This window comes from Nocardia sp. KT25-26, assembly GCF_056627695.1.
Window position 1 is genome coordinate 4,927,704 of the sequence record NZ_CM152813.1, and the last position, 24,521, is coordinate 4,952,224.

Sequence of the window (24,521 nt, forward strand, 5' to 3'; positions counted from 1 at the left end):
CGCGGGGTGGAGCAGCTCGGTAGCTCGCTGGGCTCATAACCCAGAGGTCGTAGGTTCGAATCCTGCCCCCGCTACTAGGCAGAACGGCCCGGAACCAGTTCGGTTCCGGGCCGTTCTGCTGTGCAGCTAATCCGGCAGCTCCTTGCCGACGGTGTGCACGACGACGACCTTCGGATTCCAGGGCAGTATCCGGTCGACCTGCTTTTGCAGATCAGCGACCGGCGGCAGGTCCGATGGGCCCAGTACCGCCACCGTCGCGGTGCCGCTGCTCAACGACACATCGGTGACCACGGCACCCGCGGTGTCGTCCAGCCAGTCGCGCGCGGCGTGGCCGATCTGGCGGGTCCACAACGACGCCATGGAGTTCACCACCATCGGCGCGATCACCAGCACCAACAGGACCGCCAGCACCACATAGGCACGCTTGCGGCGGGTCCTGCGCAGTTCCGGACTCCGGGCATAGCCGACTCCGACGATGATCAACGTCGCGGTGATGATCAACGCGAGCACATTCGACGCGAACAGCACCAGCGCACCCAGCGCCTGCTCCACCGAGCCGGCGCCGAGGCACACCCCGATCACCCCGAGCGGCGGAACCAGCGAGATGGCGATCGCGACGCCGGGAAGGACATCGCCGACGTCGCGGCGGGTGATCGCGATCGCCCCGACGAAACCGGTGGCCATGGCCGCGGTCAGATCCATCAGCGTCGGCGACGTCCGGCCGGTGACCTGAGAGTTGCCGAGAACGTTCACCGGGTTCGGCAGCAACAGCGCGAACAGGAAGCCCAACGCCACCACCACGACCACGCTGGCGAACACCAGCACGAGGCTGCGGCCGATCAGGCCGGACCGGTCGGTCGCGATACCCAGCCCGATCCCGAGTATCGGGGCCGAGAGCGGGGCGACGATCATCGCGCCGATCACCGTGGCCGTCGAATCGGCGATCACCCCCGACACCGCGATGACCCCCGACAGCACCAGCATCAGCCAGTACCCCGACAACTTGTCCCGGCCGCCACCGGCGATATCCAGCTTGTCGACCAGTTCATCGATGCTCCGGCGCTGCGTATCCGGTACCACGTAGTGCACGACAGACCGCCCTTCTGCAAGGTTGCGCCGTCACGGCCGGCACGTCCGGCCGGAATCGGGGCACTGATCCGGGATTTTGCCCGGACGAACCGGACGCCGAACAGCTCCGGCGCGGATTTCACCCCGAACGGGTGAGTCCGTCCGGCACGGCGACCGGACACCATGGCTGCATGGCAGACTCCCCCACCTTCGGACCGGTCGAACTGGTCGTGCTCGAGTTCCCCGGGACCCGTGTCGACGGTGCGGTGACCACGGCGCTGCGCGAGGTCGCCGATCGCGGCTACGTCACCATCGTCGACCTCGTCTTCCTCCGCAAGGACGAACAGGGCAACCTGACCGAGACCGAGATCGATGCACTACCCGCCGATTCCGGCCTGGCCGGTATCCCGGTGGACAGCCGGACCCTGATCAGCGACGACGATCTGGTGGTCGTCCGCGAGTCGATAGCGCCGGGCTCCGCGGCTGTGGTGATCGTCTACGAGGAAACCTGGGCCCGGCAGCTCGCCGGCCAGGTCCGCGGGGCGGGCGGCGAGGTCTCATTGCACGTCCAGATTCCGCGCGATGCCGTCGAAGCGGCCCTGGCCGCCACCTAGAAAGGGACAACCCATGCCGTTGGGAGGACCGCGCGTCGGCCGGCCCGGGCTGCTGGGCACGATCGCCCGGACAGCGGTGATCACCGGAACCGCCAACGCCACCAGCAATGCCATGAACCGCCGGGCCCAGCGCCGGGCGGCCGAGCAGCAGGCCTATACCGAACAGCAGAGGCAGCCACCGCCCGGTTACGGCTATCCGCCGCAACCGGCGCCACCACCCCCTCCCGCTGCGCCGCCCGCTGCACCGGCCGCGCCGGCAGCGGAGGGTACGGATCTGGTGGCGAAATTGCAGCAGCTGGCCGATCTCCACAAGGCGGGCGTGCTGTCGGACCAGGAATTCGCCGCGGCCAAGACACAATTGCTCGGCTGACGGCGAAAAATATCCGGACGCCACCTCTCGGCTACGGCGTCCGGATATTTGTCGTGCATTCGTCAGGAAAGCGCTTTCGCCTTCAATCGCTCGAATTCGTCCTGGGTGATGGAGCCGGAGTCGAGCAGCTTCTTGGCGTCCGCGATCTGCGTCGCCGGATTACTGCCCGCGACGTCCTTGATGTAGGAATTGGTGGCGTCGACGGCCTGCTGTTCGGCCGCCGCCGAACGCTCGGCCATACCGCGACCTCGGGCGATCAGGTAGACGATGGCCGTGAGCAGTGGCAGGAAGATCAGCGCGACGATCCAGATCGCCTTGACCCAGCCGGAGGTCTCCCGGTCCCGGAACAGGTCGACGATGATCATGAAGAGCATCATCAGATAGGCGACGAACGCAAAGCTGACAATGATGAGCCAGAGGACTTCCCAGAAAGACATGTCGCTCCTATGGTCAATTTTCCGGCCCGGCTACCGAACCGATCAATGCATTAGAGCACGATAACTCCGGTGGGGCGATAAACCCAGGTGAAATCACCGAACCGCAAGCACACCAACCGGTAATCCGGATCGGCATTGCCGACGGTACGCTGCGTCCGAAAGTCGGCACAGCACAAGATCCTCCTCAGCGTCCAACCGCTCGACACCGACCAGCGACACATCAACTGATGCGGCAGCAGACCCCGCCGCACCTGTCGTTCCATTCCGCTTCGCCGAGCGAGCCGGCTCTGCAGACAGCGGCTGCGTGGGCGGAGCCTGCTGGTCGGGTCGGGACGGGTCAAGTCAGATCCGGGGCGGGCTGGCAGGTCGGGCAGTAGTAGATGCCGCGTTCGCGTTCCAGGATGCGGTCGGCGGGGCCCGGCGGGGTGGCGGCGAGATGCGCGTCGGAACCGAGCAGGCGGGAGCGGATCCGGGTGCCGCAGCGCCGGCAGGGTCGACCGGTTCGGCGGTAGACGAACGGTCGCCACGGGGGTTCGTGGGCGGCCCGGCCGAGGACACGGTGTGCTTCGTCGACCAGCGCGGGCAGGGCGGGCACGGCAGCGACCGGAGTGGCCGGATGAACGCGGCGCAGATAGCAGATCTCGCTGCGGTAGATATTGCCGATTCCGGCCAGATTGCGCTGGTCGAGCAGGGCGAGCCCGATCGGCCGATCCGGGTCGGCCGCCAGCCGGCGCCGGGCCTCGACAGGGTCCCAGTCCGGCGCCAGCAGGTCCGGGCCGAGCGGGTCGGTCACCCGGTGTTCCGCGTCGCGGGCAAGCACTTCGACCACCCCGAGATCGAATCCGACGGCTTCGGATTCGTCGTTGGCGAGCACCACCCGGGCGGCGACGCGCGGGCGGGTCCAGCGCCTCCCGCACTGGTACACCCACCATTCGCCGTCCATCTTCAGGTGCGTATGGACGCTCGCCCGCGGGGTGCGGATGAACAGATGCTTGCCGTAGGAGCCGACGGATTCCACCGGGTCACCGGTGAGATCGACGGTGGCGTAGCGCGGTACCCGGAAATCGCTGCGGGTCAGGGTCCGCCCGGCCAGTGCATCACGCAACTGCGCCGCCGTGCGGAACACGGTGTCCCCTTCGGGCATACTCGGCCTCCTGTCCGCCACCACCGTTCGATTCGACCTTCACACCTCGTCGGGGTTGTTCACGTCGAAGGTGGCGATACCGAGTGTTCGCCACGCGGCGAGCAATCGTTTGTCTCCTGATGCAGCCACGGTATCCGGCGCGTCCACCAATGTCGCTGCAGCGCAGTGAGCGGCGTCGTACCCGCGCAGTGCGTGCTGGAAGGCCAGATCACCCGCGGTTCGGACGAAGTCATCGTCGAAATCGATGACCTCCAATTGCTGCCACAGCGTGTCCAGCAGGTTCCGGGCCGCCGTGTGCTGTTCGGTATCGATACGCGTCATCCGATGTGCCTGCGCCAGCGCAGCAGCAGCTTCGATATACATGACGCGGCTGGATACGACAGCATCGGCCGTGTTCCAGAACACGTTGCACGAGTGGCTGGCAACTTCCTCGATCAGCAGGGGAATAACCGCCGAGGTGTCCAGGTATCCGATCACCGCCGTTGCTCATCGATGAGTTCACTCACGCTGCCTGCGGTCCGGATCGGTGTCGGAGCAGGCAACTTGCGCTGCGTGGCCGGTCGGATCCGCCCCGCCTCGCGCAGTCGTTCGAGTGGCGACAATGTTTCGACCGGGACCAAACGCGCCACCGGGCGGCCGTGGTCGGTCACGGTCAGCGTGCGCCCTGCTCGTACTTCGGTCAGGTGTCGACTCAGGTGGTCTCGCAGCTCGCGTATGCCGATCTCCATCACAACTCCTAAGTGGACATATTTGATTGTCAAATTATAGCCACACTACGTTGGACAGCTCATCACATCTGCCGGCGTAACCGCAGGCCGCGCGGCGTGGTGGCGAAGCCTGCATCGGTGAGAAACCCGGCGGCGGTACTGCCGTGCACCGATTCGCCGTTCACGCGGTCGATCACCAGGGATTCGACGCGGCGATCGTGCACCAGGGCGGCCAGGGCGCGGGCGGCGGATTCCCGGGCCGCCGGGTCCTCGGTGAAGGTCAGCAGGGTCTTACCGCCGCGCTCCAGGTAGAGGACCAGTTCGCCGGCGACCAGGACGACCAGGGCACCGGCCTTACGTCCGGGCCGGTGGCCTCCGTCGCCCGCGTTTTTCGGCCAGGGCAACGCGGCGCCGTACGGGTTGGCCGGGTCACACGCTGCCATTGCCAGGGCGTTGGGTGCGTCGTGGTCGCGCGTGGTGCGTCGGCCGCCCGGGTCGGCCTCGGTGTCGAAGGCGCGCAGCCGATCCACCACCTCGGTGGTGGAGAACTGGGCTCCGCCGAGCGAATCCACGAAATAGCCGCGGCGGCAGCGGCCACGGTCTTCGAATTCGGTGAGGACCCGGTACATCAGCGCGAAACCGCCGGGAACCCCTTCGCTCTGCACCGCGCCACGGGTCAGTACGCCGTAGCGCTCCAGCAATTGATCGGCGGTGGCATGGGCACGCAGCGTGGCATCGGTGATCCGGTCGGGCAGCAGAGACCAGCGGCCGGCCAGGGTGGGTGCCGCGGACCGGGCCGGTGCTCGATGGGGCAGGTAGGCACGGCCGCGGGGCGCCCGCCGCGGCGCCCGGTGCGCGGTGACGGTGCGGGCCGGTCCGGACAGCAGCGCCCGTACCGGTGCAAAGGTATCGCCCGCGAGGTAGCCCGCCCACACCAGCTGCCACAGCGCCTCCCCGGCCGCCTTGTCGTCGTCGAGTCCGCAGGCATCGGCCAGCTGCCGGAAGAAGTAGGCACCCCCGGCGCCGTGCAGGCCGTCAGGGGGCGCTGGGGCCGTGTCCGGATGACCGGGCGCGGGCTCCAGCCGGGCACCGAGGGCGGCCAGGATGCTCAGTTGCACATCGGTGAACTCGATATCGTCGACCGGCGGCAGGGTGAACGGCGCCTGATCGGCCGGGTGCAAGGCGATCCAGCCGTCCTTGGCGGTGATCGCGCCGTGCCCCGACCAGAGCACTTCACCGGTCGCCATCAGTTCGTCCAGCAGGGCGGGCGTGTAGTCGCGCACCCGCATCGGCAGCACCAGCGCTTCCCAGGCGGACGCCGGAATCGGCACCCCGGCCAGCTGTTCCACGACAGTCGCGACACCGTCGACGCCGCGCAACGACGCGGTACCGACATGCTGCCAGGTGGGCAGGAAGCGGGCCAGGGCCGCGGTGGCGACCGGTTCCACCTCGTGCCGGGCGGCGGCCAGGGACCGGCGCCGCAGCCGGCGCAGTACCTGGGTGTCGCACCATTCGGTCCCCATCGCACCCGGGGTGAATTCGCCTTCCACCACCCGTTTCTCGGCGAGCAGCCGGTGCAGCGCGGTGGCCGCCACCGCCGGGCCGATACCGAACCGATGGGCGACGGTTTCGGTCCGGAACGGTGCATGAGTACGGGCGAAGCGGCCCACCAGGTCACCGAGCGGGTCCGGCACCGGCTCCAGGAACGCGTCCGGCACCCCGACCGGCAGCGGAACACCCAGCGCATCCCGCAGGCGGGCGGCATCCTCCATCGCCACCCACCATTCGTGTCCGGCGAAGGACACCCGCATGGCACGTTTGTCACGGCGCAACTGTTCGAACCAGGCCGATGCCCGAGCGGCGACGAGGTCGACATGGCCGGTGCCGTTTCCGGGCACGCTGCCGTTCGAGGCGCCCGCCGATCCGACGCTGCCGGCGGAACCGACAGCGAGCGCCGTTTCCGGCTGTCCGGCATCGACCTCGTCGCCATCGGGCGCGGTGCACCGTTGCGCAGCTTCGGCCGGGGTGAGCGGACCGAGTAGCCGCAGCAGATCGGCCAGGCCCTCGGCATCACGGGCCCGGCGTTCCGGGGTCAGCCGCTGCAGCTCCTGTTCGGTGCGGTTCAGCACGGCCGGGTCCAGGAGTTCCCGCAGCTCCACCCGGCCGAGCAGTTCGGCCAGCAGACCGGAATCGAGTGACAGCGCCGCGGCCCGGCGTTCGGCCAGCGGGTTGTCGCCCTCGTAGACGAACTGCCCGATATAGGCGAACAGCAGCGCATTGGCGAACGGCGACGGTGCCGGGGTCTCCACCTCGACCAACCGCACCTTCCGGCCCGCCACCCGGGTCAGCAGATCGTGCAGGGCCGGCAGATCGTAGACGTCGCGCAGGCATTCCCGGGCGGTCTCCAGCAGGATCGGGAAGTCGGGGAACTTGCGGGCCACATCGAGCAACTGCGCCGAGCGCTGCCGTTGCTGCCACAGCGGGGCCCGCTTCCCGGGGTCGCGGCGCGGCAGCAGCAGCGCCCGGGCGGCGCACTCCCGGAACCGCGAGGCGAACAGCGCCGAGACGCCGACCTGTTCGGTGACGATCTCGTCGATCTCGTCGGGTTCGAAGACGAACAGCTCGGCACCCGGCGGATCGTCGGTGGTGTCGGGCAGGCGCACCACGATGCCGTCGTCTGCCGCAGTGGGGGCCGCATCCACTCCGAACCGTTCCTGCAGCCGCGCACCGACGGCCAGCGCCCACGGGGCGTGCACCGGGGTGCCGAACGGGGAATGCAGTACCAGCCGCCAGTCACCGAGTTCGTCGCGGAATCGTTCCACGATCAGGGTGCGATCGGTCGGCAGCTGTCCGGTCGCGCTGCGCTGCTCGTCCAGCAATGCGATCAGATTGGCGGTCGCGTTCGTATCCAGCCCCGCCGTCGTGATCACTTCACGCAGCTCGGCGACCGGGCCGGAGCTCGACGTTTCCGGCATCGCGGCCGTCGCGGTCCGGGCCCGGCGCGCCGATGCCGGGGCGGCGGCTGCCCGGCCCGCCCGTGCCTCGGAGGTGCTACGGCCGATCGGCGGCTCGTGCCGACCCGACGATTCCGGCCCACCGGATTCTCCGCCTGCCGAGGCGGGTTCGGCGGTGCTGCCGTCGGGTTCGGTCCTCCGGCCGGAGCCTGTCGGTGCCCCGGAGCCCGGGCCGGTGGTGCGGACGGGCCGGGTGTCGAGAGGCTGCCGCCGGTCGGGGCCGTGCGGAGCGGCCTGCGCACCGGTCGAAGCCGCAGCCGTTTCGGGATCGAGCAGCAGCGCCGACAGCTGGCCGGCCGAGACCCGGCCGGTGCGGCGGACGAATTCGCCCAGGGCGGCTCCGAGTTCGGCCGGCCGACCCAGGCCGTCGCCGTGCCAGAACGGCAGTCGGCCGGGCAGCCCGAACGCCGGGGAAACCAGCACCCGGTCGAACGTGATCTCCTCGATCCGCCAGCTGGTGGCACCGAGAGCGAACACATCGCCGACCCGCGACTCGTAGACCATCTCCTCGTCGAGTTCACCCACCCGGGAGGCCTTCTCACCGACCATGTACACCGCGAACATGCCCCGGTCCGGGATCGCACCACCGGAGGTGACCGCGAGCCGCTGGGCACCGGGCCGACCGGTCAGGGTCCCGGCATCGCGGTCCCAGACGATCCGGGGGCGCAGCTCGGCGAACTCGTCGGACGGGTAGCGACCGGCCAGCAGGTCCAGGACCGACTCGTAAGCCGACCGCGGCAGTTGCGCATAGCTCCCGGTACCGCGCACGGTGTCGAACCATTCGTCGGCATCGAGCGGATCCAGGGCACACGCGGCCACCGTCTGCTGGGCGAGCACATCCAGCGGGTGCGCGGGGATCTGCAGCCGTTCGATCGACCCGTCGATCATCCGCTGGGCGGCGACCGCGCAGTGGATGACGTCGGTGCGGTGTTTGGGGAACAGCACGCCGCGCGAGATCTCACCCACCTGATGCCCGGCCCGGCCGACCCGCTGCAGGCCGCTGGACACCGATGGCGGTGCCTCCACCTGGACGACCAGGTCCACCGCGCCCATATCGATGCCCAGTTCCAGGCTGCTGGTGGCCACCACACAGCGCAGCCGCCCGCTCTTCAGATCGTCTTCGATCAGTCCCCGCTGTTCCTTGCTCACCGAACCGTGGTGGGCCCGGGCCAGCAGCGCGCCCGCACCGTGTACCACCTCCGTCGACGGCCCGAGCTGCGCCGGGGGCGCGTGTTCGGTGTCGACCGGTTCACCCAGTCGTTCGGCGTACGCCTCGTTGAGCCGGGCGGTGAGCCGTTCGGCGAGCCGCCGGGAGTTGGCGAACACGATCGAGGATCGATGTTGGAGCACCAAGTCCACGATGGCCGCATCGACGTGCGGCCAGATCGAACCGGGCTGATCGGAGTCCCCTGGGTCGGTCATATCCGGCACCGGAACCCGGACCGACAGGTCGAAGGTCTTCGGCGCCGGTGGGGACACGATGGTGATCGGCGCCGCACCGACCAGGAATCGGCCCACCTCTTCGGGCGGCCGCACCGTCGCCGACAGGCCGATCCGCTGGGCGGGCTGCTTGGTGAGCCGGTCCAGCCGGGCCAGGGAAAGCGCGAGGTGGGCGCCGCGTTTGGTACCGGCGATGGCGTGCACCTCGTCGACGATCACGGTGCCGACCTGCGCGAGGCTTTCCCGGGCCGCCGAGGTGAGCAGCAGGAACAGCGATTCCGGGGTGGTGATCAGGATGTCCGGCGGTGTGCGCTGCATGGCCCGGCGCTGGGCAGGTGTGGTGTCCCCGGAGCGCACGCCGACGGTGATGTCCGGCGGGTCCTGGCCGAGGAGTCTCGCGGTGCGCGCGATCCCGGCCAGCGGGGCACGCAGGTTCCGTTCCACATCGACGGCCAGGGCCTTCAGCGGTGATACGTACAGCACGGCGGTGCCGCGCTGTTGTCCCGGATCCGGCGCCGGCCGCCCGGCGAGCCGGTCGATCGCCCACAGGAACGCCGACAATGTCTTACCGGAACCGGTCGGGGCGATGACGAGCGTGTGTTCCCCGGCCGCGATCGCCCGCCATGCGCCGAGCTGCGCCGGCGTGGGCGCGGCGAAGGCGCCGTCGAACCACTGCCGGGTGGCGGGGGAGAACCGGTCCATGCCGACCAGTGTGCACCCGAGGGCCGACATGTCCGCACGGTGCGACGGCGGAGGTCGTACGCTGGCCACTCGTGGGGCGACTTGTCGAGTTGGAGCTGATCAGTCACGGCACCACCGAAGCGATGCGCAAAGCCCGATTCCCGGTGGACGAGCCGCTGGACACCGGTGCGCGCGCCGCCGTGGCCCGGTGCCGGCCGATGCCGGGCGCCCGGGTGCTGATCGGCCCGGAGCGGCGCACCGGTGATACAGCTGACGTGCTCGGGCTGATCGGGACCGGCGACGATCGGTTACGCGATCTGGATGCCGGCTCCTGGCGGGGCAGCGAGCTGGCCGCACTCCCGCAGGACCAGCTGCTGGTCTGGCTGACCGATCCGGAATTCCGCGGCCACGGTGGCGAGACGGTGACCGAGCTGATCGATCGCACCCGGTACCTGCTGACCGAGATCGCCTCGGCCGGGAAGTCGACGGTGGCCGTCACTCATCCGGCGCTGGTGCGGGCCGCGCTGCTGGTCGCTCTCGACGCACCGGCCGAGGCCTTCTGGCGCATCGAAATCGCCCCCGCCTGCTGCACCCGGCTGCATTATCGCGGGAAGTGGACACTGCGCCTGCCCGGCTGACCCGGCGCAGTGCCGATCGCGGTGGTGGCCCGATGCCCCACCCGCCGACCGAACCCGGCTACGGACGAGTCCTGCCGTCCGCGGCACCTTTTGCGCATCGAACTAACTAGACCGGTCGTCATAATTGAGCTAGTGTTTCCGGCATGCCCCCACGCACCGACACCCGGCAGCGCTTCATCGATGCCGCCGCCGATCTCTTCCACCGCCAGGGCTACCACGCGACCGGCCTCAACCAGCTGGTGAGCGCCGGTGGTGCGCCCAAGGGCTCGTTCTACTTCCACTTCCCCGACGGCAAGGAGCAGCTGGCCGCGGAGGCGCTGACCCACTCGGCCGACCGGCTGCGCGAATCGCTGGCACAGGCTCTACGACAGGGTGGGATCGATGCGGTGTTCGCGACCCTGCAAACCACCCTCGTGGAATCCGACTACCGCCAGGGTTGCCCGATGGCAACCGTCGCTCTCGACGCCGGTTCCGAGAGCGAGCAGATCCGCGAGTCGTGTGCGGCGGGGTTCGAATCGTGGCGGCAGGCGATCGAGGAGTTCCTGCTCGACCAGGGCGTGACCGCCCGGCGGGCCGGCGAACTCGCCACGGTGGGCCTGGCCATGCTCGAGGGCGCCCTGCTACTGGCCCGCACCCGGCGCGACCTCACTCCCCTGCACCTGGTCGCCGATCAGCTGCGCACCATCCTGGAACAGGAGTTGAACTGATGCGGATCCATCACCTCGACGGCGGCACCATGCGCCCGCTCGGCGGCACGCTGATCGACGGGGCACCCGGCCTGCTCCGCCGGGCCGAAATGGTGTGCCACTGCGTCCTCGTCGAACTGGACGACCGGCTGGTGCTGATCGAGACGGGCATCGGCGAACAGGCCACGATCCGGCCCGAGGAATGGCTGGGCCGCCGCTTCCTGCAGCTCACCACGCCGGTCCTGGACCCGGCCCACACGGCCGTCGGGCGCGTCGAAGCGCTCGGCTACCGGCGCTCCGATGTCAGCGATATCGTGCTGACCCACCTGGACCTGGACCACGCCGGTGGCCTGGCCGACTTCCCGCGGGCGCGGGTGCACGTCTACGCCGACGAACTGCGGGCCCTGGACGGCGTCTTCGGACCCAAGGAGAAATTCCGTTACCGGCCGGCACATTTCGCACACGGACCGCAGTGGCACAGCTATTCCGAGCAGGGTGAATCCTGGTTCGGTTTCGAGGCGGTCCGACCCCTGGACGGCCTACCGCAGCTCGCATTGATCCCGCTGGCCGGACACACTCGCGGCCACACCGGCGTGGCCGTCGACACCGGGAACGGCTGGCTGCTCAGCGCCGGGGACGCCTACTTCCACCCCGGTCGGCTCGATCCGGAACAACCCCGGCAGCCACTGGGCATCACCGCGTTCGAGAACATGGTGCAGACGGTCGCCGCCGCACGCCGCGACAATCAGGACCGGTTGCGCGAACTGACCCGCGAGCACGGTGACCGGATCCGGATGTTCTCCGCGCACAACGCCGCCGAACTCCGCGCACTCCAGGGCACCGCGGCTTGACCCGCGCCCGCCCGGCCGAACATCCGGCGGCCGGGCGGGAGGGCACCAGAACCCACTCTATGTGAGTGGTTATTCTTCACCGTATTCCAGATATCCACCACACCTAGCTCAGTGTTAACAAACTTTTGTGATCTTCCATTCATCTGCTACAGATCGGCGTCAACCCCGGTTTCCGCATCCCCGGAGTGGGATATCATCGCGCCATGGACGCCCAGAAGCCGGTCCGGCGACGCCCCCGTAACCGCCGCGCGCAGATCGCTGCCGCCTCGGCCGAGGCGTTCAGCACCCTCGGCTATCACGGGGTCAGCATGGGCGACATCGCATCCCGGCTCGACATCAGCTCCACCGCGCTCTACCGCCACTACCCCAGCAAGTACGCCATCTTCCAGGAGGAGGCGCTGCGGCTGGGCCAGTCGGTCGCCGATGCCGCCGAGGTACCGGCGGAACTGGCGGATGCCCCGGCAGAGCAGCGGATGGACCACGTCCTGGACGCGTTGATCACCAACTCGATCACCAACCGCCGCAGTGCGGCCCTGGTCCGGTGGCAGTACCGGGACCTGGAACCCGACGACTACACGCTGCTGCTGGATCGGATGAAGACCGCCTGGCGAACCGTCAGCAGCATACTCGCCGAACTACGACCCGAACTCGACAGCGGTGACCGGGTGGTGCTGGCCGCCGCCTCGATCAGCGTGATCGGCAGCATCGCCGACCACCACGTCACCGCGCCGGAACGAACCCTCAGCGCCCTGCTGCGTTCGGCGGCCCGCACCGTCCTGGCCACCGATCTGCCGCCCGCAGGCGCGGATCCGGAACCCCGGACAGCCCGGGAGTTCCCGGCAACCCTGAAACACGAGCTGATCCTGAAGCAGGCGATCGACCTCTTCCACCGGCACGGCTACCCGAACGTCAGCATGGAGGACATCGCGGCAGCCGCCGAACTGCCCGCAGCCTCGGCGGTATACCGGTTCTACCGCAGCAAGGGCGACATCCTGGCATCCGCCTTCCGCCGCGCCGCAGACCAGGTGTCCGGCTCCATCGGACCGGCCATCGCCGAATCCGACAGTCCGCAAGCCGCACTGGACACCCTGATCGACCTCTACGTCACGGGGTCGTTCGCGAACCGGGAACTGACCTACGTCTACTACACCGAGTTCACCAATGTGCCGCAGGCCGAACGCACGGTACTGCGCAACATCCAGCGGCTCAGTGTCGAGGAGTGGGCGAAGCTGGTGACACAGGCCCGGCCCGAACTCACGCAGGCGAGCGCCCGCGTCCTCGTCCATGCCGCGTTCGCTCTGGTCGTGGATCTGGGCCGGTGGCTGCGGCCGAACAGCGAGCTGTCCAACCGGGCCCGGGTCGCCGCGCTGATGCGGGTCATCCTGCTGGGCTGACCCGCCGCGCACCTCGTCAGGGAACCGGGGGTGTGGTTGCCAGTGGCGAATTCACGTCGTTCACCAGCCACTTGCCGTCGGTCTTCGACATCCGCAGCACCATCGACAGCTGTCCTCGGGCGGGCTGCCCCTGGGTGCCCACGCTGGTGATGGTCTGGCCGATCACCACGATGGCCTCCGCCGAGGACTCGTCACCGGATTTGATCGCGCACTGGACGTCCTCGACCTTCGACACCACTTCGCCCTCGGCCAGGACGGTGCGCAATTCCTTGCTGGTGTCCTCGAACTCGGACCTCCAGTCGCCGGTAGCGCCGTCGAGCACGGCGGCGAAGTAAGGTTCCAGGTTCGCGGAGTCGTAGTCGGCCAGCACCGGCCCGTACGCGCAGGCGGCCGCACGGGCCTCCTGCTGTGCGGCCAGCACCCCCTCCGACCGGCCGTTCTGCACGAAGTAATACACGGCAACCGAGGTGACCGCGGCCAGCAGCACAACGGCCGCTGCGGCAACACCGATCAACTTGCGAGACAGGATGTTCCGAGCATCTGCCGCCGGACCGGCCGACTCGTTCGCAGGTTGCGGCTCACCGGATGCCGGCGCGCCTGCCGCGCGGGCAGTGGGTTCGGCAGTTGTCGTCTCGGCGTCTGCGCCTGCGTCGTCCGCCTTGCCGATCTCCACCTTTTCGCTGTCAGCCATGAACTCTCATTCCTCTTCGCCGGGGATGGGTCGGGACATCTCGTTGCCGGTCACACCGGGTGGCGGCCCGGATCCGTTGTCGGGCACGTTCGGCCGGGGAGCATTGGCCGAGCCGCGAATCTGCAGCGCCGGGTCGTCGGTCACGCAGTAGTTGTAGAGCCGGACCCGGGTGTCGGCGGTCGGCGCCGACGGCACGACCGGGATCGTGTCGTATTCGCAGGTCGGCCGGGGCCAGGGGTCGACCAGCGTATGGTAGGCGCCGTCGTGCGCCGGTATACCGATGGCCGCGATACCTTGCCGCAGCGCCGGAAACAGTGCCGCGATGGCCGGCGACCGCAGCTTGGCGGCCCGGGTGATCGCGACGAAATTGGTCACCAGATTGGTGATCGGGTCATCGGTCTCGGCCACGAAACCACCCAGCGAGGCCAGCTGCCCGGGTGCCAGGTCCAGAAACCGGCGCACCTCCGCATCGGCGGCGGTGAGCTGTTCGAACAGGGCACCGGCTCCGGTGGTCAGGGTGGTGAGGTCCGGCTGGGCATGCGTGGTGGTTTCGGAGATCACCTGCAGGTTCTCGATCAGCCGCCGGGTCTGCGGCAGCAGCGAGTCCAGACCGGCCATGGCGCGGCTGATCCCGGAGATCATGTTGCGCAGCCGATCCGGGCCGCCCGCGAGTGCCTTGTCGAGTTCGTCGACGATCACGGTGAGGCGCTCCGGGTTCATTCCGGAGATCAGCCCGCTCATATTGTTCAGCAACGACTCCGTGGTGACCGGCGTACTGGTCTGCGCGACGTCGATCTCCGCACCGTCCTGCAGGTACGGTCCGGTATCGGCGTCCGGCCGGAAGTCCAGGTACTGTTCACCGGCCGCCGAGAGCCGTCCGACGGCGACCGTACCGCCGACCGGAATCCGCACCCCCGACTCGATTTCCGCAACGGCGGTGACTCCGGCCCCTTCGGCGCGAACGTCGGCGACCCGACCGATGCGCAGGCCGCGGAAGGTCACATCGTTGTTCTCCAGCAGGCCGCCGGAATCCGCCAGCCGCACGGTGACCCGATAGTCCTCGGCGAACGGGTCGATCCGCAGGATCGCGCCACCCAGATAGGCGGCACCGGCCACCAGGACGACGACGAGACCGAGGTTGGCGACGGCGATCCGCCGCCGCACCAGATAGTTCCACAGCGGGATGTTCACCGCGGTCCTCCTGCGGGCCGGGGCGGGCTGTTCAGCCGGCCGATGACTTTCTCCAGCACCTGGCCGAGACTTCCGACGAAGGCACCGGCATCACCCAGTTCCGGCAGCCGGCTGCCGGTCGGGTCGGTCAGCGCGCCGATGCTCAGGTAGGACACCTTCGCGGTGACCGCCAGCACCGGCCCCTCGAAGGAGGCCAGCACCGAGGGGTAGATCTCGTCGAACCGGGCCAGCGCGGCACCCAGCTCGTCGGCCTGGGTGAACCCGGCCATCAGATCCTGGATGCTGCTGAACAGGCTCACGAATTCCGGGCCGGTGGTGTCGGTGAAATCGCCGAGCGCAGCCATGGTGACCGACACCTTGTCGATCAGCTGCGAGATGTCCCGGTTGTTCTCGGCCACCAATCCGAGCAGATCCGGGAAGGCATCGGCTGCCTCGCCCAGCTGTTTCTTGTTGTCGGCGAGCTCCCCGGTGAGCACCGAGACCCCGGTCAGCACGCTGTCGATGTCGGCGGTGCGCTGGTTGAGGGCGCCGATAGTGGCGTCGAGTTCGGTCAGCAGGTGCGCCAGCTGCGGCGCCCGGCCACCGAACATCGAGTTCATCTCGGCCGTGATCTTGGCGGCCTGGTTGATGGCGCCACCGTTGAGCAGCATCGAGATCGAGAGCATCAGTTGTTCCACCGAGGCACCGGCCGAGGTCAGATCGGTCCCGATGGTGTCGCCCTCCTGGAGCAAACGGCTATCCGATGTCTGCTCCGGCAGGGTCAGGGCCACGAAGATGTCGCCGAGCGGAGTGGCCTGCCGCAGTTCGGCGGTGGTCCCCACCGGCAGTTCGATGTCCTCCCTGATCAGCATCTCCACATCGGCGATGAAGTTGGTGGTGCTGATTGCGGTGACCACCCCGACATCGGTACCGCCGATCTTGATGTGGGCTCGCTCGGGCAGGTTGAGGGCATCGGTGAAGGCGGCGTTGACGGTGTATCCGTCCGCACCGATCCCGGGTTTGGGCAGGGGCATCGAGTCCACCGTGACCGCGCATCCGGTCGCCGTGGTCACCCCCGCCGCCGTGACCAGCGCCGCGACGGCCCGGCCGATTCGTGTCAGTCGTCTCATTTCGTGATCCCCAGCAGTGCCGCAGTGAGCCCGAAATCCGGCCCCATGTCCTGGATCTTCCCGGTCCGGCAGCCGTCCAGGCGCATCTGCACCCGTTCGCAGAACAGCGCCAGGGCCTCGCTGTCGAATACGCTCTTGTCGAGCAGGCCGTGCAGGCGCAGCGCCCGATGTTCCCGGCTCACCGCATTGGAGAAGTTCTCGAAGAACAGCGGTGTGACATCGACGATCTCGGTGAGTTCGCGGGAGCGCTGCCGCATCTGCTCGGTGATGTCGACGAACCGGTTCAGCGCACCGGCGAGCTGATCCTCGTTCTGCCCGACCACTGCCGAGGTGTTGGCGATGAAGTCGTTCAGCTGCTGCAGCACGGCGTGCAGGCCCGGTGCCTGTTCGCCCATCAGCTGCACCAGTTCGGTGAGCCGGCCGCTGAAATCGCGGACCGTCTGATCGTTGGCCGCGATCACCTCGGTGATCTCGTTGAGTTTCACGATGGTGTTGGAGATCTGGTCCCCGTTGGCGAAGGTCACCTCGAAGGCCGCCGACAGATCGTCCAGGGTTTCCCGGAGCCGGTCACCGTTGCCGTCCAGCAGCGGGTAAAGCACCCGGCTGGCCATCGGGCCCTCGTCGCTGTCGCCGGTCAGGGCGGCGCCCAGCTGATCGAAGTTCTCCAGGATCCGGTCCAGTTCCACCGGCGTCCGGGTGTTCTCCAGCGGGATGTGGTCACCGTCCGACATCGCCGGACCACCGGTGTAGGCGGGTGCCAGCTCGACATGCCGGTTGGTGATGAGCTGCGGCGACACGAGCGCGGCTTTGGCGCCGGCAGGAATCTGCACCTCGGTGTCGATCGCCATCACGACCTCCACATAGCTGCCGCGCGCGGTCACCGACTCCACGACACCGACCGGCACCCCGAGCACGGCCACTTCGTTTCCGGCGTAGAGGCCGGCGACGTTCTCGAAGTCGGCGCTGATCCGCATTCGTTCCCCGAGCGATTGCCCCGTGAGCCGGACCAAGGTGTCGTCCACCAGGGAACAGCCCGGGACGAGGGCCAGGGTCACGAACAGTGCGGCCGCCATCGGCAGGATCCGCCGCAGTGCGGTTGCGAACATGGTGTTCGGCATCAGTTGCATCCCGCCACCACCTGGGCGAAGCACAGCCAGTTGTCCGGGAACACCCACGGCGCGTACACATCACCGTACGGTCCGTTGCCGAGGGCATTGTTGAACTGGCGGATGGTGACGGGCATGATCTCGTAGAGCCGGTCCAGGTTGTCGCGGTTCTTCTCCAGGCCCTCGGTCATGGTGTTCAGATCGTGGATCAGCGGGCCGAGTTGCCCGTTGTTCTCGATGCCCATGTCCTGCAGCAGCCCGGACAGTTCGGCGACATTGTCGAGCAGCTGTTTCAGCAGGTCCTGCCGCTTGGCGACCGAATCGCCGATCTGCTGGCCGCGGGTGAGCAGGACGAGCACGCTGTTCTGGTTGTCGGCCACCAGTTCCGACACCTCGTCCATGTTCTTCAGCAACGCATCGACCTCGTCGCGCCGGTCGTTGATCACCGCGGCGAGCGCGCCGATGCTGTCCAGTGCCTGCACCGTCAGTTCCGGGGACTCGCCCATCTGCCGGTCCAGCACGTCCAGGGCCTCCCGGAGTTTGCCGGGATCGATCCGTTCGATGCGTTCGAACGAGTGGGTGTAGTCCGGATCGTCGATCACCTTGGCGAGGTTGTAGGGCACGCTGGTGGCGGTCAGTGGAATGGTGTCCGCGGCGAGCTCACCCGTCCGGCCCGGTTTCAGATCGACATGCAGCCGCCCCAGAATGGTCGACATCTTGATGGCGGCCCGGGCATCCGACCCGAGGTGCACATCGCTGCGCACCCGCATATCCACCAGTACCCGGTCGCCGGCCAAGCGGACCCCTCGAACCGCGCCGACCTCGATTCCGGACACATCCACCGTGGCACCGGGCCGCAACCCGGCGGCCTGGGCGAACTCGGCATGAATCGTCTTGTCGCCCAGTTGTGCCCGGGACAGCACACCGGACGCGAGCACCAGCAGCAGCACGCTGCCGGCCGCCGCCACCCCGAGCCACAGATACCGATTCGCCGCGAACTGCGGCATCCGGATACGCGATCTCATCGGCATACCTCCGTCTGGGAATTGCCACCGATCTGCGAGAAGATCCCCTCCGGGAAGAGCACGCCCCACAGCGAGACATCGAGCCGGCAGAAGTAGGCGTTGGCATAGGCGCCGTACGAGGTGAAATGGGCCAGCCGGTTGAGCACCGTCGGCAGCTGCACGGCGGCCCGATCCAGCGCCGCACCATTGGACAGCAGCAGCTCCACCCCGCTGGTCGCGTGGATCTGGGCCTGCGCGAGGTCCGGCTGCACCTGCCGGACCAGGCCGACCAGGGAATCGGTGGAGGTCGCGATCTGCTCGACCGACGACTTCAGCGTCTCGCCCTCCGCGTACAGCGCCTCCATCAGGGACCGGGTCTGGGTGATCAGCGATTCGAGTTCACTGCTGCGGTTGGCCAGCCCGGCCAGCACGCTGCTCAGATTGCCGATCACCTGGCCGAGGATCTCGTCCCGGGAGCCGAACGTCGAGGCCAGCTCCGCTGCCTGGGTGACCAGGCGGCTCAGCGAGACACCGTCCCCTTGCAGCGCCTGGACCAGGGTCTCCGACAGCGAGTTCACCTGGTCCGGTTGCAGCACGCTGAACAGCGGTTCGAACCCGGAGAGCAATGCGGACACGTCGAACGAGGGTTCGGTGCGCTCCACCGGGATGTGCCCGCCGGGCGGCAGCTGCTCGCCGCCACCCGCGCCGGGCACCAGCGCGATATAGCGCTGCCCGATCAGGTTCTGGTACCGGACCAGGGCCTCGGTCGTGGTGGTCAGATGCTGGCGGTCCTCGATCCGGAACTCGATCCGGGCCAGATAGTCCGCGGCGAAGTCGATCTGGTCGACCCGGCCGACGCGGACGCCGGCCATCCGCACATCGTCACCCACCCGCAGCCCCATCACGTCGGTGAAGGTCGCCGAGTAGGTTTCGGTGCGACCGGGCACCTCGCGTTGCAGGGTCGACCAGATCGTGAAGGTGAGGCCGACGGCCAGCACCACGAACATGCTGAATCCGATCAGCGCCTTGCCGTATTTCACGACCCGTCACCTCCTTCCGCGGTGTCGTAGACGGTCACCGTGCCGCCGGCCAGCAGCGGGGTGAGCAGCAGCAGTTGCGCTGCCGTCGGGGTGCCACCGATCACGGCCGCGACGGCGGCATGCCCACGACCTGCGGCGATCGGCCGGGCGGCCGGGGCCACGCCCGGGACACCCGGTGCCGGAACCGTCCCGGCGGGCACCTCGGATCCGGGTGCACCGGCACCCGGATCACCGGTCGCCGGTGCCGTGATTCCGGGGATGGGCGGCAGTCCGGGGATCGCGCCGAGCTCCGGAATTCCGGGAAGCTGTGGGAGGCCGGGCAGGGCGGCCGGCTCCGGTGCCGGCTGCGGCCCGGCCGCATCCAGCCACTGTGGCCGCAGTGCCTCCGGGTATTCCTGCGGCAGCGGTTCGGCCGGGACGGTCGGTCCACCGCACCGTGGTCCGGCCAGCTCCCCGTACCGGGGGCAGTCCTGTGCCGTGTACTGCTGGAACGGCGTGAAGCTGACATCCATCGCCCAGGCCATCTGCCGGCTCGGCCCGAAATGGAAGACCTTCGCCAGCTCGGCCAGCGTCGCATTCAGATTGCTCACGGTGTACGGAATCGCCTGCGGGTCGCGGGCCAAGCTGCCGAAGAGCTGATCGAGGCCCGGCACCAGTTCCTTCGCCGCATCGGGGTTGGCCGCGAACAGGCCGTTGACCGAGTCGATGGTGCCGCTCGCGTTGGCCAGCAACGCGATCAGGTTCTCCCGGCGTTCGGTGAGTGTGCGCGCGGTGGTGACCGACTCGTTCAGCACTGCGACCAGATCCGGTGCGGATCTGCTCAGTTCGGTGGTGGCGGTGCCCAGATCACCGAGCAGATCGCCGATTCCGGGAATTGCGCGCACCTCGGTGACCCACCGGTCGAGCCGTTCCACCGTCGAGCCGGGTACTCGGGCGGCCGGATCCAGCGCGGCCGACAAGGTCGCCAGGACCCGGCCCAGTTTCTCGGGCGCGATGTTGTCCAGGACGTCGCGGAGCACGGTCAGCGTGGTCTGCAACTGCACGGTGCCGGCACTGTCGTCCTGCGGAATCGTGGCACCGGCAGCCAAGGTGGCACCGCCCGAACCGCCCCGGTCGACCAGTTCCACGGCGGTCACACCGAACAGGTTGTTGGGTACCACCCGGGCTGCGACATCGGCCGGAATGGTCGCAGCCGCTTCCGGTTCCAGTTCCAGGGTGGCAGGCTGCCGCAATCCGGCCGCCACCACATCGATTCCGGCGACGGTACCGACGATCATGCCGCGGAACTTCACGTCCGCATTGGCCGGTAGCCCGTCTCCGGTGCTGGTGAGATCGGCTGTCACGGTTACTTTTTCGGTGAACCGGCCGTCGTATCGCATGGCCAGCAGGACCAGCAGCAATGCCACGATGAGTGCGGTGATCAACCCGGATAACGTGAGCTGCCGGGATGTCGGGCCACGCCCGCTGAGATCGGAGACCATATCCGCCCTATCCCGAGATCCGGAATCCGGGATCGATGCCCCAGATTGCTAGTGTCAGAAACAGATTGGCGAAGACCATGACGACGATGACCATTTTGATGGCCCGTCCGGCCGCCACTCCGACGCCCTCCGGGCCACCACTGGCGACATACCCGTAGTAGCACTGGATGAAGGTCGCCAGCATCACGAAGATCACCACTTTGAGAACCGAATAGATCAGATCCGGCCCGTTGAGGAACTGGAAGAAATAGTGGTCGTAGGTGCCGGCCGAGGTTCCGCCGAGGAACAGCACGGTGAGTTTGGTGGCCAGATAGGCCGTTGCCAGCCCGAGCAGATACAGCGGGACGATGGTGACCATCGAGGCGATCATCCGGGTGCTGATCAGATACGGCAGCGGTCGGATCGCCAGCGATTCCAGCGCGTCGATCTCCTCGGAGATCCGCATCGACCCGAGCTGCGCGGTGAACCGGCAGCCCGCCTGGATCGCGAAGGCCAGTGTGGCCAGGATCGGCGCCAGCTCCCGGGTGGTCGCGAAGCCGGAGATCGCCCCGGTCAGTGGCCCCATGGTGAGCAGGTTCAGCGCCGAGAACGACTCCATCCCCACCGTGATGCCGCCGAAGGCGCAGAGCACGAACACCACGCCGATGGTCCCGCCGCCCACGACCAGCGAGCCGTTGCCCCAGCCGACGTCCGCGGTGAGCCGCAACACCTCGCGCCGGTACTGCCGGAGTGCGAAGGGCATGGCGGCGATCGCCTGCACCAAGGTGATCGCCTGATGCCCGACCCGCTGATTCGCCCGGTACGGTACCGCCGCCGCGGCGGCGGCCGCCTGCACCGGCCGCAACGCCGGTGGTGTGTATCGACTGCCCATCTCACACCACCTTCGTCGGGAAAACGGTGTTGTAGATCTGGGTCAGGATGATGTTGGTCGCGAACAGCATCAGGGCGGAGGTGACCACCGCCGAGTTCACCGCGTCGGCGACACCGCTGGGGCCGCCGCGCGCATGCAGCCCGATATCGCAGGCGATGATCGCGGTGAGCGCGCCGAACACGGCCGCCTTCACCAGGGCCGCAATCAGATCGTTGGCCACCGCGAACGAGGCGAACGATGCGAGGAACGAGCCCGGAGTGCCGGACTGGGCGTACACGTTGAACATATAGGCGGTGGCGAAGCCGACGAAGACGATGAACCCGCACAGCAGGATGCTCACCAGCACGGCGGCGACCAGCCGGGGGGCCACCAGTCGGCGGACCGGATCCACCCCCATCACCATCATCGCGTCGATCTCTTCCCGGATGGTGCGTGAGCCGAGGTCCGCGCAGATCGCGGAACCGACCGCACCGGCGATCATCAGGGAGGTGACCAGCGGCGCGCCCTGCCGGATGATGCCGAGACCGGCAACCGCACCGATGAAGGTGGTCGCCCCGACCTGGTTCACCAGCGCACCGACCTGGATCGACACCACCACCGCGATCGGGATGGCGACGAAAACCGTCGGCAGGGCCGAAACGCTCGCCATGAACGCGCACTGCTTGATGAACTCGCCGAACGGAAACCGCCGCGCGGCGATCGCCCGGAACAGTTCGATCACGGCGTCGCGACCCAGCAGCACCTGTCGGCCCAGGGTTTCGAACGACCGCTGCGGATGCCGTTGCCACAGCCCCCGCAGGCTCTCCACCGACTGCTCCAGATCGGTGAGCTGCCGCGGCTTTTCGGTGGACGTCATGCGGCCCCGCTCAATTGATCTTCCAGCAGCACCAGTCCGAGACCGAGGACGCCGACGCCGGCCGCCACCGTGCTCAGCACTGCGAGCCACAACCCGAAGCGCAGGATCGGATTCACCTTCGTTCGCCCACCGAGGACTTTCACGCCGATCACGAGAATGTCGATGAGCCAGACCAGCGCCATCATGTCATCGACACATTCGCGAACAGCAGCACCGGCCAGCAGACGATGGACCCGAGAAAGGACACCACGAGGTCGACACCGTGCATCTCCTCGAGATGGCTCGTATGGGTCAGCGACCAGATCAGGCCGATCAATCCGTACGGGATGCCGAGGATGATGAGGGTCCCGACGAACTCGGACACCTTCATCTCGTAGCTGAATATGCGATCCAGCCGTTTGAGCATGGGTGTTGCGTCCTTTCTTCCGCCGCCCGGCTCGCCGTCACGGGGCCGGCCCGACCTGAGCGGTGATGTTACTACCGATTCACAGCAGATGTGAACCACTTCACGAAGAAAATTTGCCCCCTGAACAGGAGTGTTCACTTCAAAGCACGGTGATGCGGTCAGATAAGTTCACGGCTGATTTGCACCCGACCCAGCAGGCCGGCATCACCCCGTAGCAACCAACCCCGGACACCCCGGCACTGCAACCCTCATCGACACCCCACCGCACTCGCGATGAAAACCGCGTGACCCGCACCGATCTCTCCAGACTCTAGCCATCGGAGCAGACCCACCGGGTCCACATCGTCCATCGAGGCCAGATGTTATCAGTGATTCTTATCTACGGACCCACTTCCACATGCCGGTTTGTGAAATATGTTCATGTCAATTCACTCATCCAGCCAGGCCGCCCACGGCGAGGTAGTCATGCGGACTGCACCACACCGGAGAACATCCGGAAGCGCACACGATCGCCACGCCGGAGCGGATTCCGAGCAGCCAACGGGACCGCAATGTGCATAACTGACAGTAACTTATCCGGCCATCCTCGAGCCGTCAAGGACCCGAATCAACCGCCCTAAACTGCGAAACTACCGCTTCCGAAACTGGCGACAGCCTGACAGAACATCTAGTAACATACTGGAGGGAGTCGGGCACCGGAGACAGCTCACCACCCGGTACGCCGGCAACGGCCAAGGAAAGGACACCGATGACCGCCGCAGCCCGAGACCTCGGACCCCTCCCCGACCCGGGGGTACCGTTGACGACCGAGCAAACCCGGATCCACATCCCCGGCAGCCACCGGCCGTTCACCAAACGGCCGCTGAAACTCGCCGATGCCCTGGACTTCTGGAGCTTCGCCGGCGCCGCCGCCAACGTCGCCATGCAGATGTCGAGGCCCGGAGTCGGTTACGGCGTGGCCGAGAGTCGGGTCGAGTCCGGGGCACTGATGATCCACCCGTGGAAACGGGCCCGCACCACCACCCAGTATCTTGCGGTATCCATCCTGGGCACCCAGGAGGAGAAGGACGCCTTCCGGGAGGCGGTGAACGTCGCCCACCGCCAGGTGCGGTCCGAACCCGGGGCTCGAGTCAAGTACAACGCCTTCAACCGGGACCTGCAGCTGTGGGTGGCCGCCTGCCTGTTCATCGGATTCGAGGACACCTACCAGCTGCTGAACGGCAAGATGAGCGAGGAACAGGCCGAGGATTTCTACCAGACCACCTCGTGCCTGGCCACCGGCCTGCAGGTGACCCGGGACATGTGGCCCGCCACCCGCAAGGATTTCGACGACTTCTGGAACGAGAAGACCCGGGAGGCCGTACTGGACGACTACGTCCGCTCCTACCTGGACGACCTGATCAATCTCCGGATGATCCACTGGTATCTGCGGATCCCGTTCCGCGGCCTGCTGAAGTTCCTCACCATCGGCTCCCTGGCGCCCTACTTCCGGGAACAGATGCAGGTCGAGTGGACCGAAGCCGACCAGCGTCGCTTCGAAAACCTTTTCCTCTTCGTCGGTTTCGTCAACCGATTCATCCCGCGCTTCCTCCGGTTCGGTGGCTCGCACGCCCTGATGGCGGACCTGCGCCGGCGTATCCGCAAGCAGAAAGCGATTCTCTGACCGGTCGACCCAGCGGCGACCGGCCGATCCGGCCGCCGCTGAGCGAGCGATACGGGCTC

Annotated in this window: 23 protein-coding genes, 1 tRNA gene and 2 pseudogenes; 8 read left to right on the top strand and 18 right to left on the bottom strand. The window is 67.8% G+C overall.

Translation table 11 applies throughout. The features are described from left to right. Window positions 1-74, top strand: a tRNA-Met gene (locus AC1HFH_RS22350). A 52-nt stretch (window positions 75-126) separates the two neighbouring features. Here AC1HFH_RS22350 and AC1HFH_RS22355 read toward each other — a convergent pair. Further along, window positions 127-1,089: a TIGR00341 family protein gene (locus tag AC1HFH_RS22355; RefSeq protein ID WP_480244741.1), complete on the bottom strand. Its 963-nt coding sequence runs from the start codon at window positions 1,087-1,089 to the stop codon at window positions 127-129. A 170-nt stretch (window positions 1,090-1,259) separates the two neighbouring features. Between AC1HFH_RS22355 and AC1HFH_RS22360 the strand changes: the two genes are divergently transcribed. After that, on the top strand, window positions 1,260-1,682 hold the full coding sequence (locus AC1HFH_RS22360) for a DUF6325 family protein (protein WP_480244742.1): 423 nt from the start codon (window positions 1,260-1,262) through the stop codon (window positions 1,680-1,682). Window positions 1,683-1,695: 13 nt separating this feature from the next. Continuing rightward, on the top strand, window positions 1,696-2,052 hold the full coding sequence (locus tag AC1HFH_RS22365) for an SHOCT domain-containing protein (RefSeq protein ID WP_480244743.1): 357 nt from the start codon (window positions 1,696-1,698) through the stop codon (window positions 2,050-2,052). Window positions 2,053-2,114: 62 nt separating this feature from the next. Here AC1HFH_RS22365 and AC1HFH_RS22370 read toward each other — a convergent pair whose 3' ends face one another. The 6 genes and pseudogenes from AC1HFH_RS22370 to AC1HFH_RS22395 form a co-directional block, all read right to left on the bottom strand. Continuing rightward, a complete protein-coding gene (locus AC1HFH_RS22370) occupies window positions 2,115-2,489 on the bottom strand; it encodes an SHOCT domain-containing protein (protein WP_480244744.1) in 375 nt (124 codons plus the stop codon). A 337-nt stretch (window positions 2,490-2,826) separates the two neighbouring features. Then, window positions 2,827-3,633 (bottom strand): DNA-formamidopyrimidine glycosylase family protein, encoded by an 807-nt coding sequence (locus AC1HFH_RS22375; RefSeq protein ID WP_480244745.1) that lies wholly within the window; start codon window positions 3,631-3,633, stop codon window positions 2,827-2,829. Between the two features lie 39 nt (window positions 3,634-3,672). Next, window positions 3,673-4,110, bottom strand: coding sequence for a type II toxin-antitoxin system VapC family toxin (locus tag AC1HFH_RS22380; protein WP_480244746.1), 438 nt, complete (start codon window positions 4,108-4,110; stop codon window positions 3,673-3,675). Beyond that, on the bottom strand, window positions 4,107-4,361 hold the full coding sequence (locus AC1HFH_RS22385) for a type II toxin-antitoxin system Phd/YefM family antitoxin (RefSeq protein ID WP_480247945.1): 255 nt from the start codon (window positions 4,359-4,361) through the stop codon (window positions 4,107-4,109). The genes AC1HFH_RS22380 and AC1HFH_RS22385 overlap by 4 nt, the downstream gene beginning before the upstream one ends. Before the next feature lie 62 nt (window positions 4,362-4,423). Continuing rightward, window positions 4,424-7,255 (bottom strand): annotated as a pseudogene (locus AC1HFH_RS22390) (Lhr family ATP-dependent helicase); the annotation flags it as partial. A gap of 375 nt (window positions 7,256-7,630) precedes the next feature. Further along, window positions 7,631-9,496, bottom strand: a pseudogene (locus AC1HFH_RS22395) (DEAD/DEAH box helicase); the annotation flags it as partial. A gap of 71 nt (window positions 9,497-9,567) precedes the next feature. On the opposite strand from AC1HFH_RS22395, the gene AC1HFH_RS22400 reads away from it, so the two are divergent. From AC1HFH_RS22400 to AC1HFH_RS22415, 4 genes are all read left to right on the top strand, one after another. Further along, on the top strand, window positions 9,568-10,113 hold the full coding sequence (locus AC1HFH_RS22400) for a histidine phosphatase family protein (protein ID WP_480244747.1): 546 nt from the start codon (window positions 9,568-9,570) through the stop codon (window positions 10,111-10,113). A 143-nt stretch (window positions 10,114-10,256) separates the two neighbouring features. After that, complete coding sequence (locus AC1HFH_RS22405) at window positions 10,257-10,820, top strand: TetR/AcrR family transcriptional regulator (protein WP_480244748.1); 564 nt, start codon at window positions 10,257-10,259, stop codon at window positions 10,818-10,820. After that, the gene (locus tag AC1HFH_RS22410) at window positions 10,820-11,650 is read left to right on the top strand and encodes an MBL fold metallo-hydrolase (protein ID WP_480244749.1); all 831 of its coding nucleotides are present in this window, start codon (window positions 10,820-10,822) and stop codon (window positions 11,648-11,650) included. Before AC1HFH_RS22405 ends, AC1HFH_RS22410 begins: the two co-directional genes overlap by 1 nt. A 203-nt stretch (window positions 11,651-11,853) precedes the next feature. Beyond that, window positions 11,854-13,044, top strand: coding sequence for a TetR/AcrR family transcriptional regulator (locus tag AC1HFH_RS22415; protein ID WP_480244750.1), 1,191 nt, complete (start codon window positions 11,854-11,856; stop codon window positions 13,042-13,044). A 16-nt stretch (window positions 13,045-13,060) separates the two neighbouring features. Here AC1HFH_RS22415 and AC1HFH_RS22420 read toward each other — a convergent pair whose 3' ends face one another. The 11 genes from AC1HFH_RS22420 to AC1HFH_RS22470 are packed head-to-tail and all read right to left on the bottom strand — an operon-like array spanning window position 13,061 to window position 22,799. Further along, the gene (locus tag AC1HFH_RS22420) at window positions 13,061-13,735 is read right to left on the bottom strand and encodes a hypothetical protein (RefSeq protein ID WP_480244751.1); all 675 of its coding nucleotides are present in this window, start codon (window positions 13,733-13,735) and stop codon (window positions 13,061-13,063) included. Window positions 13,736-13,741: 6 nt separating this feature from the next. Then, window positions 13,742-14,926, bottom strand: coding sequence for an MCE family protein (locus tag AC1HFH_RS22425; protein ID WP_480244752.1), 1,185 nt, complete (start codon window positions 14,924-14,926; stop codon window positions 13,742-13,744). Further along, a complete protein-coding gene (locus AC1HFH_RS22430; protein WP_480244753.1) occupies window positions 14,923-16,035 on the bottom strand; it encodes an MlaD family protein in 1,113 nt (370 codons plus the stop codon). The genes AC1HFH_RS22425 and AC1HFH_RS22430 overlap by 4 nt, the downstream gene beginning before the upstream one ends. Continuing rightward, on the bottom strand, window positions 16,032-17,162 hold the full coding sequence (locus tag AC1HFH_RS22435; RefSeq protein ID WP_480244754.1) for an MCE family protein: 1,131 nt from the start codon (window positions 17,160-17,162) through the stop codon (window positions 16,032-16,034). The genes AC1HFH_RS22430 and AC1HFH_RS22435 overlap by 4 nt, the downstream gene beginning before the upstream one ends. Next, window positions 17,153-18,172, bottom strand: a complete 1,020-nt coding sequence (locus AC1HFH_RS22440; protein ID WP_480244755.1) for an MCE family protein — start codon at window positions 18,170-18,172, stop codon at window positions 17,153-17,155. Before AC1HFH_RS22440 ends, AC1HFH_RS22435 begins: the two co-directional genes overlap by 10 nt. Beyond that, the gene (locus tag AC1HFH_RS22445) at window positions 18,163-19,185 is read right to left on the bottom strand and encodes an MCE family protein (protein WP_480244756.1); all 1,023 of its coding nucleotides are present in this window, start codon (window positions 19,183-19,185) and stop codon (window positions 18,163-18,165) included. The genes AC1HFH_RS22440 and AC1HFH_RS22445 overlap by 10 nt, the downstream gene beginning before the upstream one ends. Continuing rightward, entirely contained in the window at window positions 19,182-20,666 is a 1,485-nt protein-coding gene (locus AC1HFH_RS22450) for an MCE family protein (protein WP_480244757.1), read from the bottom strand. The genes AC1HFH_RS22445 and AC1HFH_RS22450 overlap by 4 nt, the downstream gene beginning before the upstream one ends. A gap of 7 nt (window positions 20,667-20,673) precedes the next feature. Beyond that, on the bottom strand, window positions 20,674-21,537 hold the full coding sequence (locus tag AC1HFH_RS22455; RefSeq protein WP_480244758.1) for an ABC transporter permease: 864 nt from the start codon (window positions 21,535-21,537) through the stop codon (window positions 20,674-20,676). A gap of 1 nt (window position 21,538) precedes the next feature. Then, window positions 21,539-22,393, bottom strand: a complete 855-nt coding sequence (locus AC1HFH_RS22460; RefSeq protein WP_480244759.1) for an MlaE family ABC transporter permease — start codon at window positions 22,391-22,393, stop codon at window positions 21,539-21,541. Beyond that, on the bottom strand, window positions 22,390-22,578 hold the full coding sequence (locus tag AC1HFH_RS22465; RefSeq protein WP_480244760.1) for a hypothetical protein: 189 nt from the start codon (window positions 22,576-22,578) through the stop codon (window positions 22,390-22,392). Before AC1HFH_RS22465 ends, AC1HFH_RS22460 begins: the two co-directional genes overlap by 4 nt. After that, window positions 22,575-22,799 (bottom strand): hypothetical protein, encoded by a 225-nt coding sequence (locus AC1HFH_RS22470; RefSeq protein WP_480244761.1) that lies wholly within the window; start codon window positions 22,797-22,799, stop codon window positions 22,575-22,577. Before AC1HFH_RS22470 ends, AC1HFH_RS22465 begins: the two co-directional genes overlap by 4 nt. A gap of 748 nt (window positions 22,800-23,547) precedes the next feature. Here AC1HFH_RS22470 and AC1HFH_RS22475 point away from each other — a divergent pair. Beyond that, window positions 23,548-24,462, top strand: coding sequence for an oxygenase MpaB family protein (locus tag AC1HFH_RS22475; RefSeq protein WP_480244762.1), 915 nt, complete (start codon window positions 23,548-23,550; stop codon window positions 24,460-24,462). Window positions 24,463-24,521 lie beyond the last annotated feature (59 nt).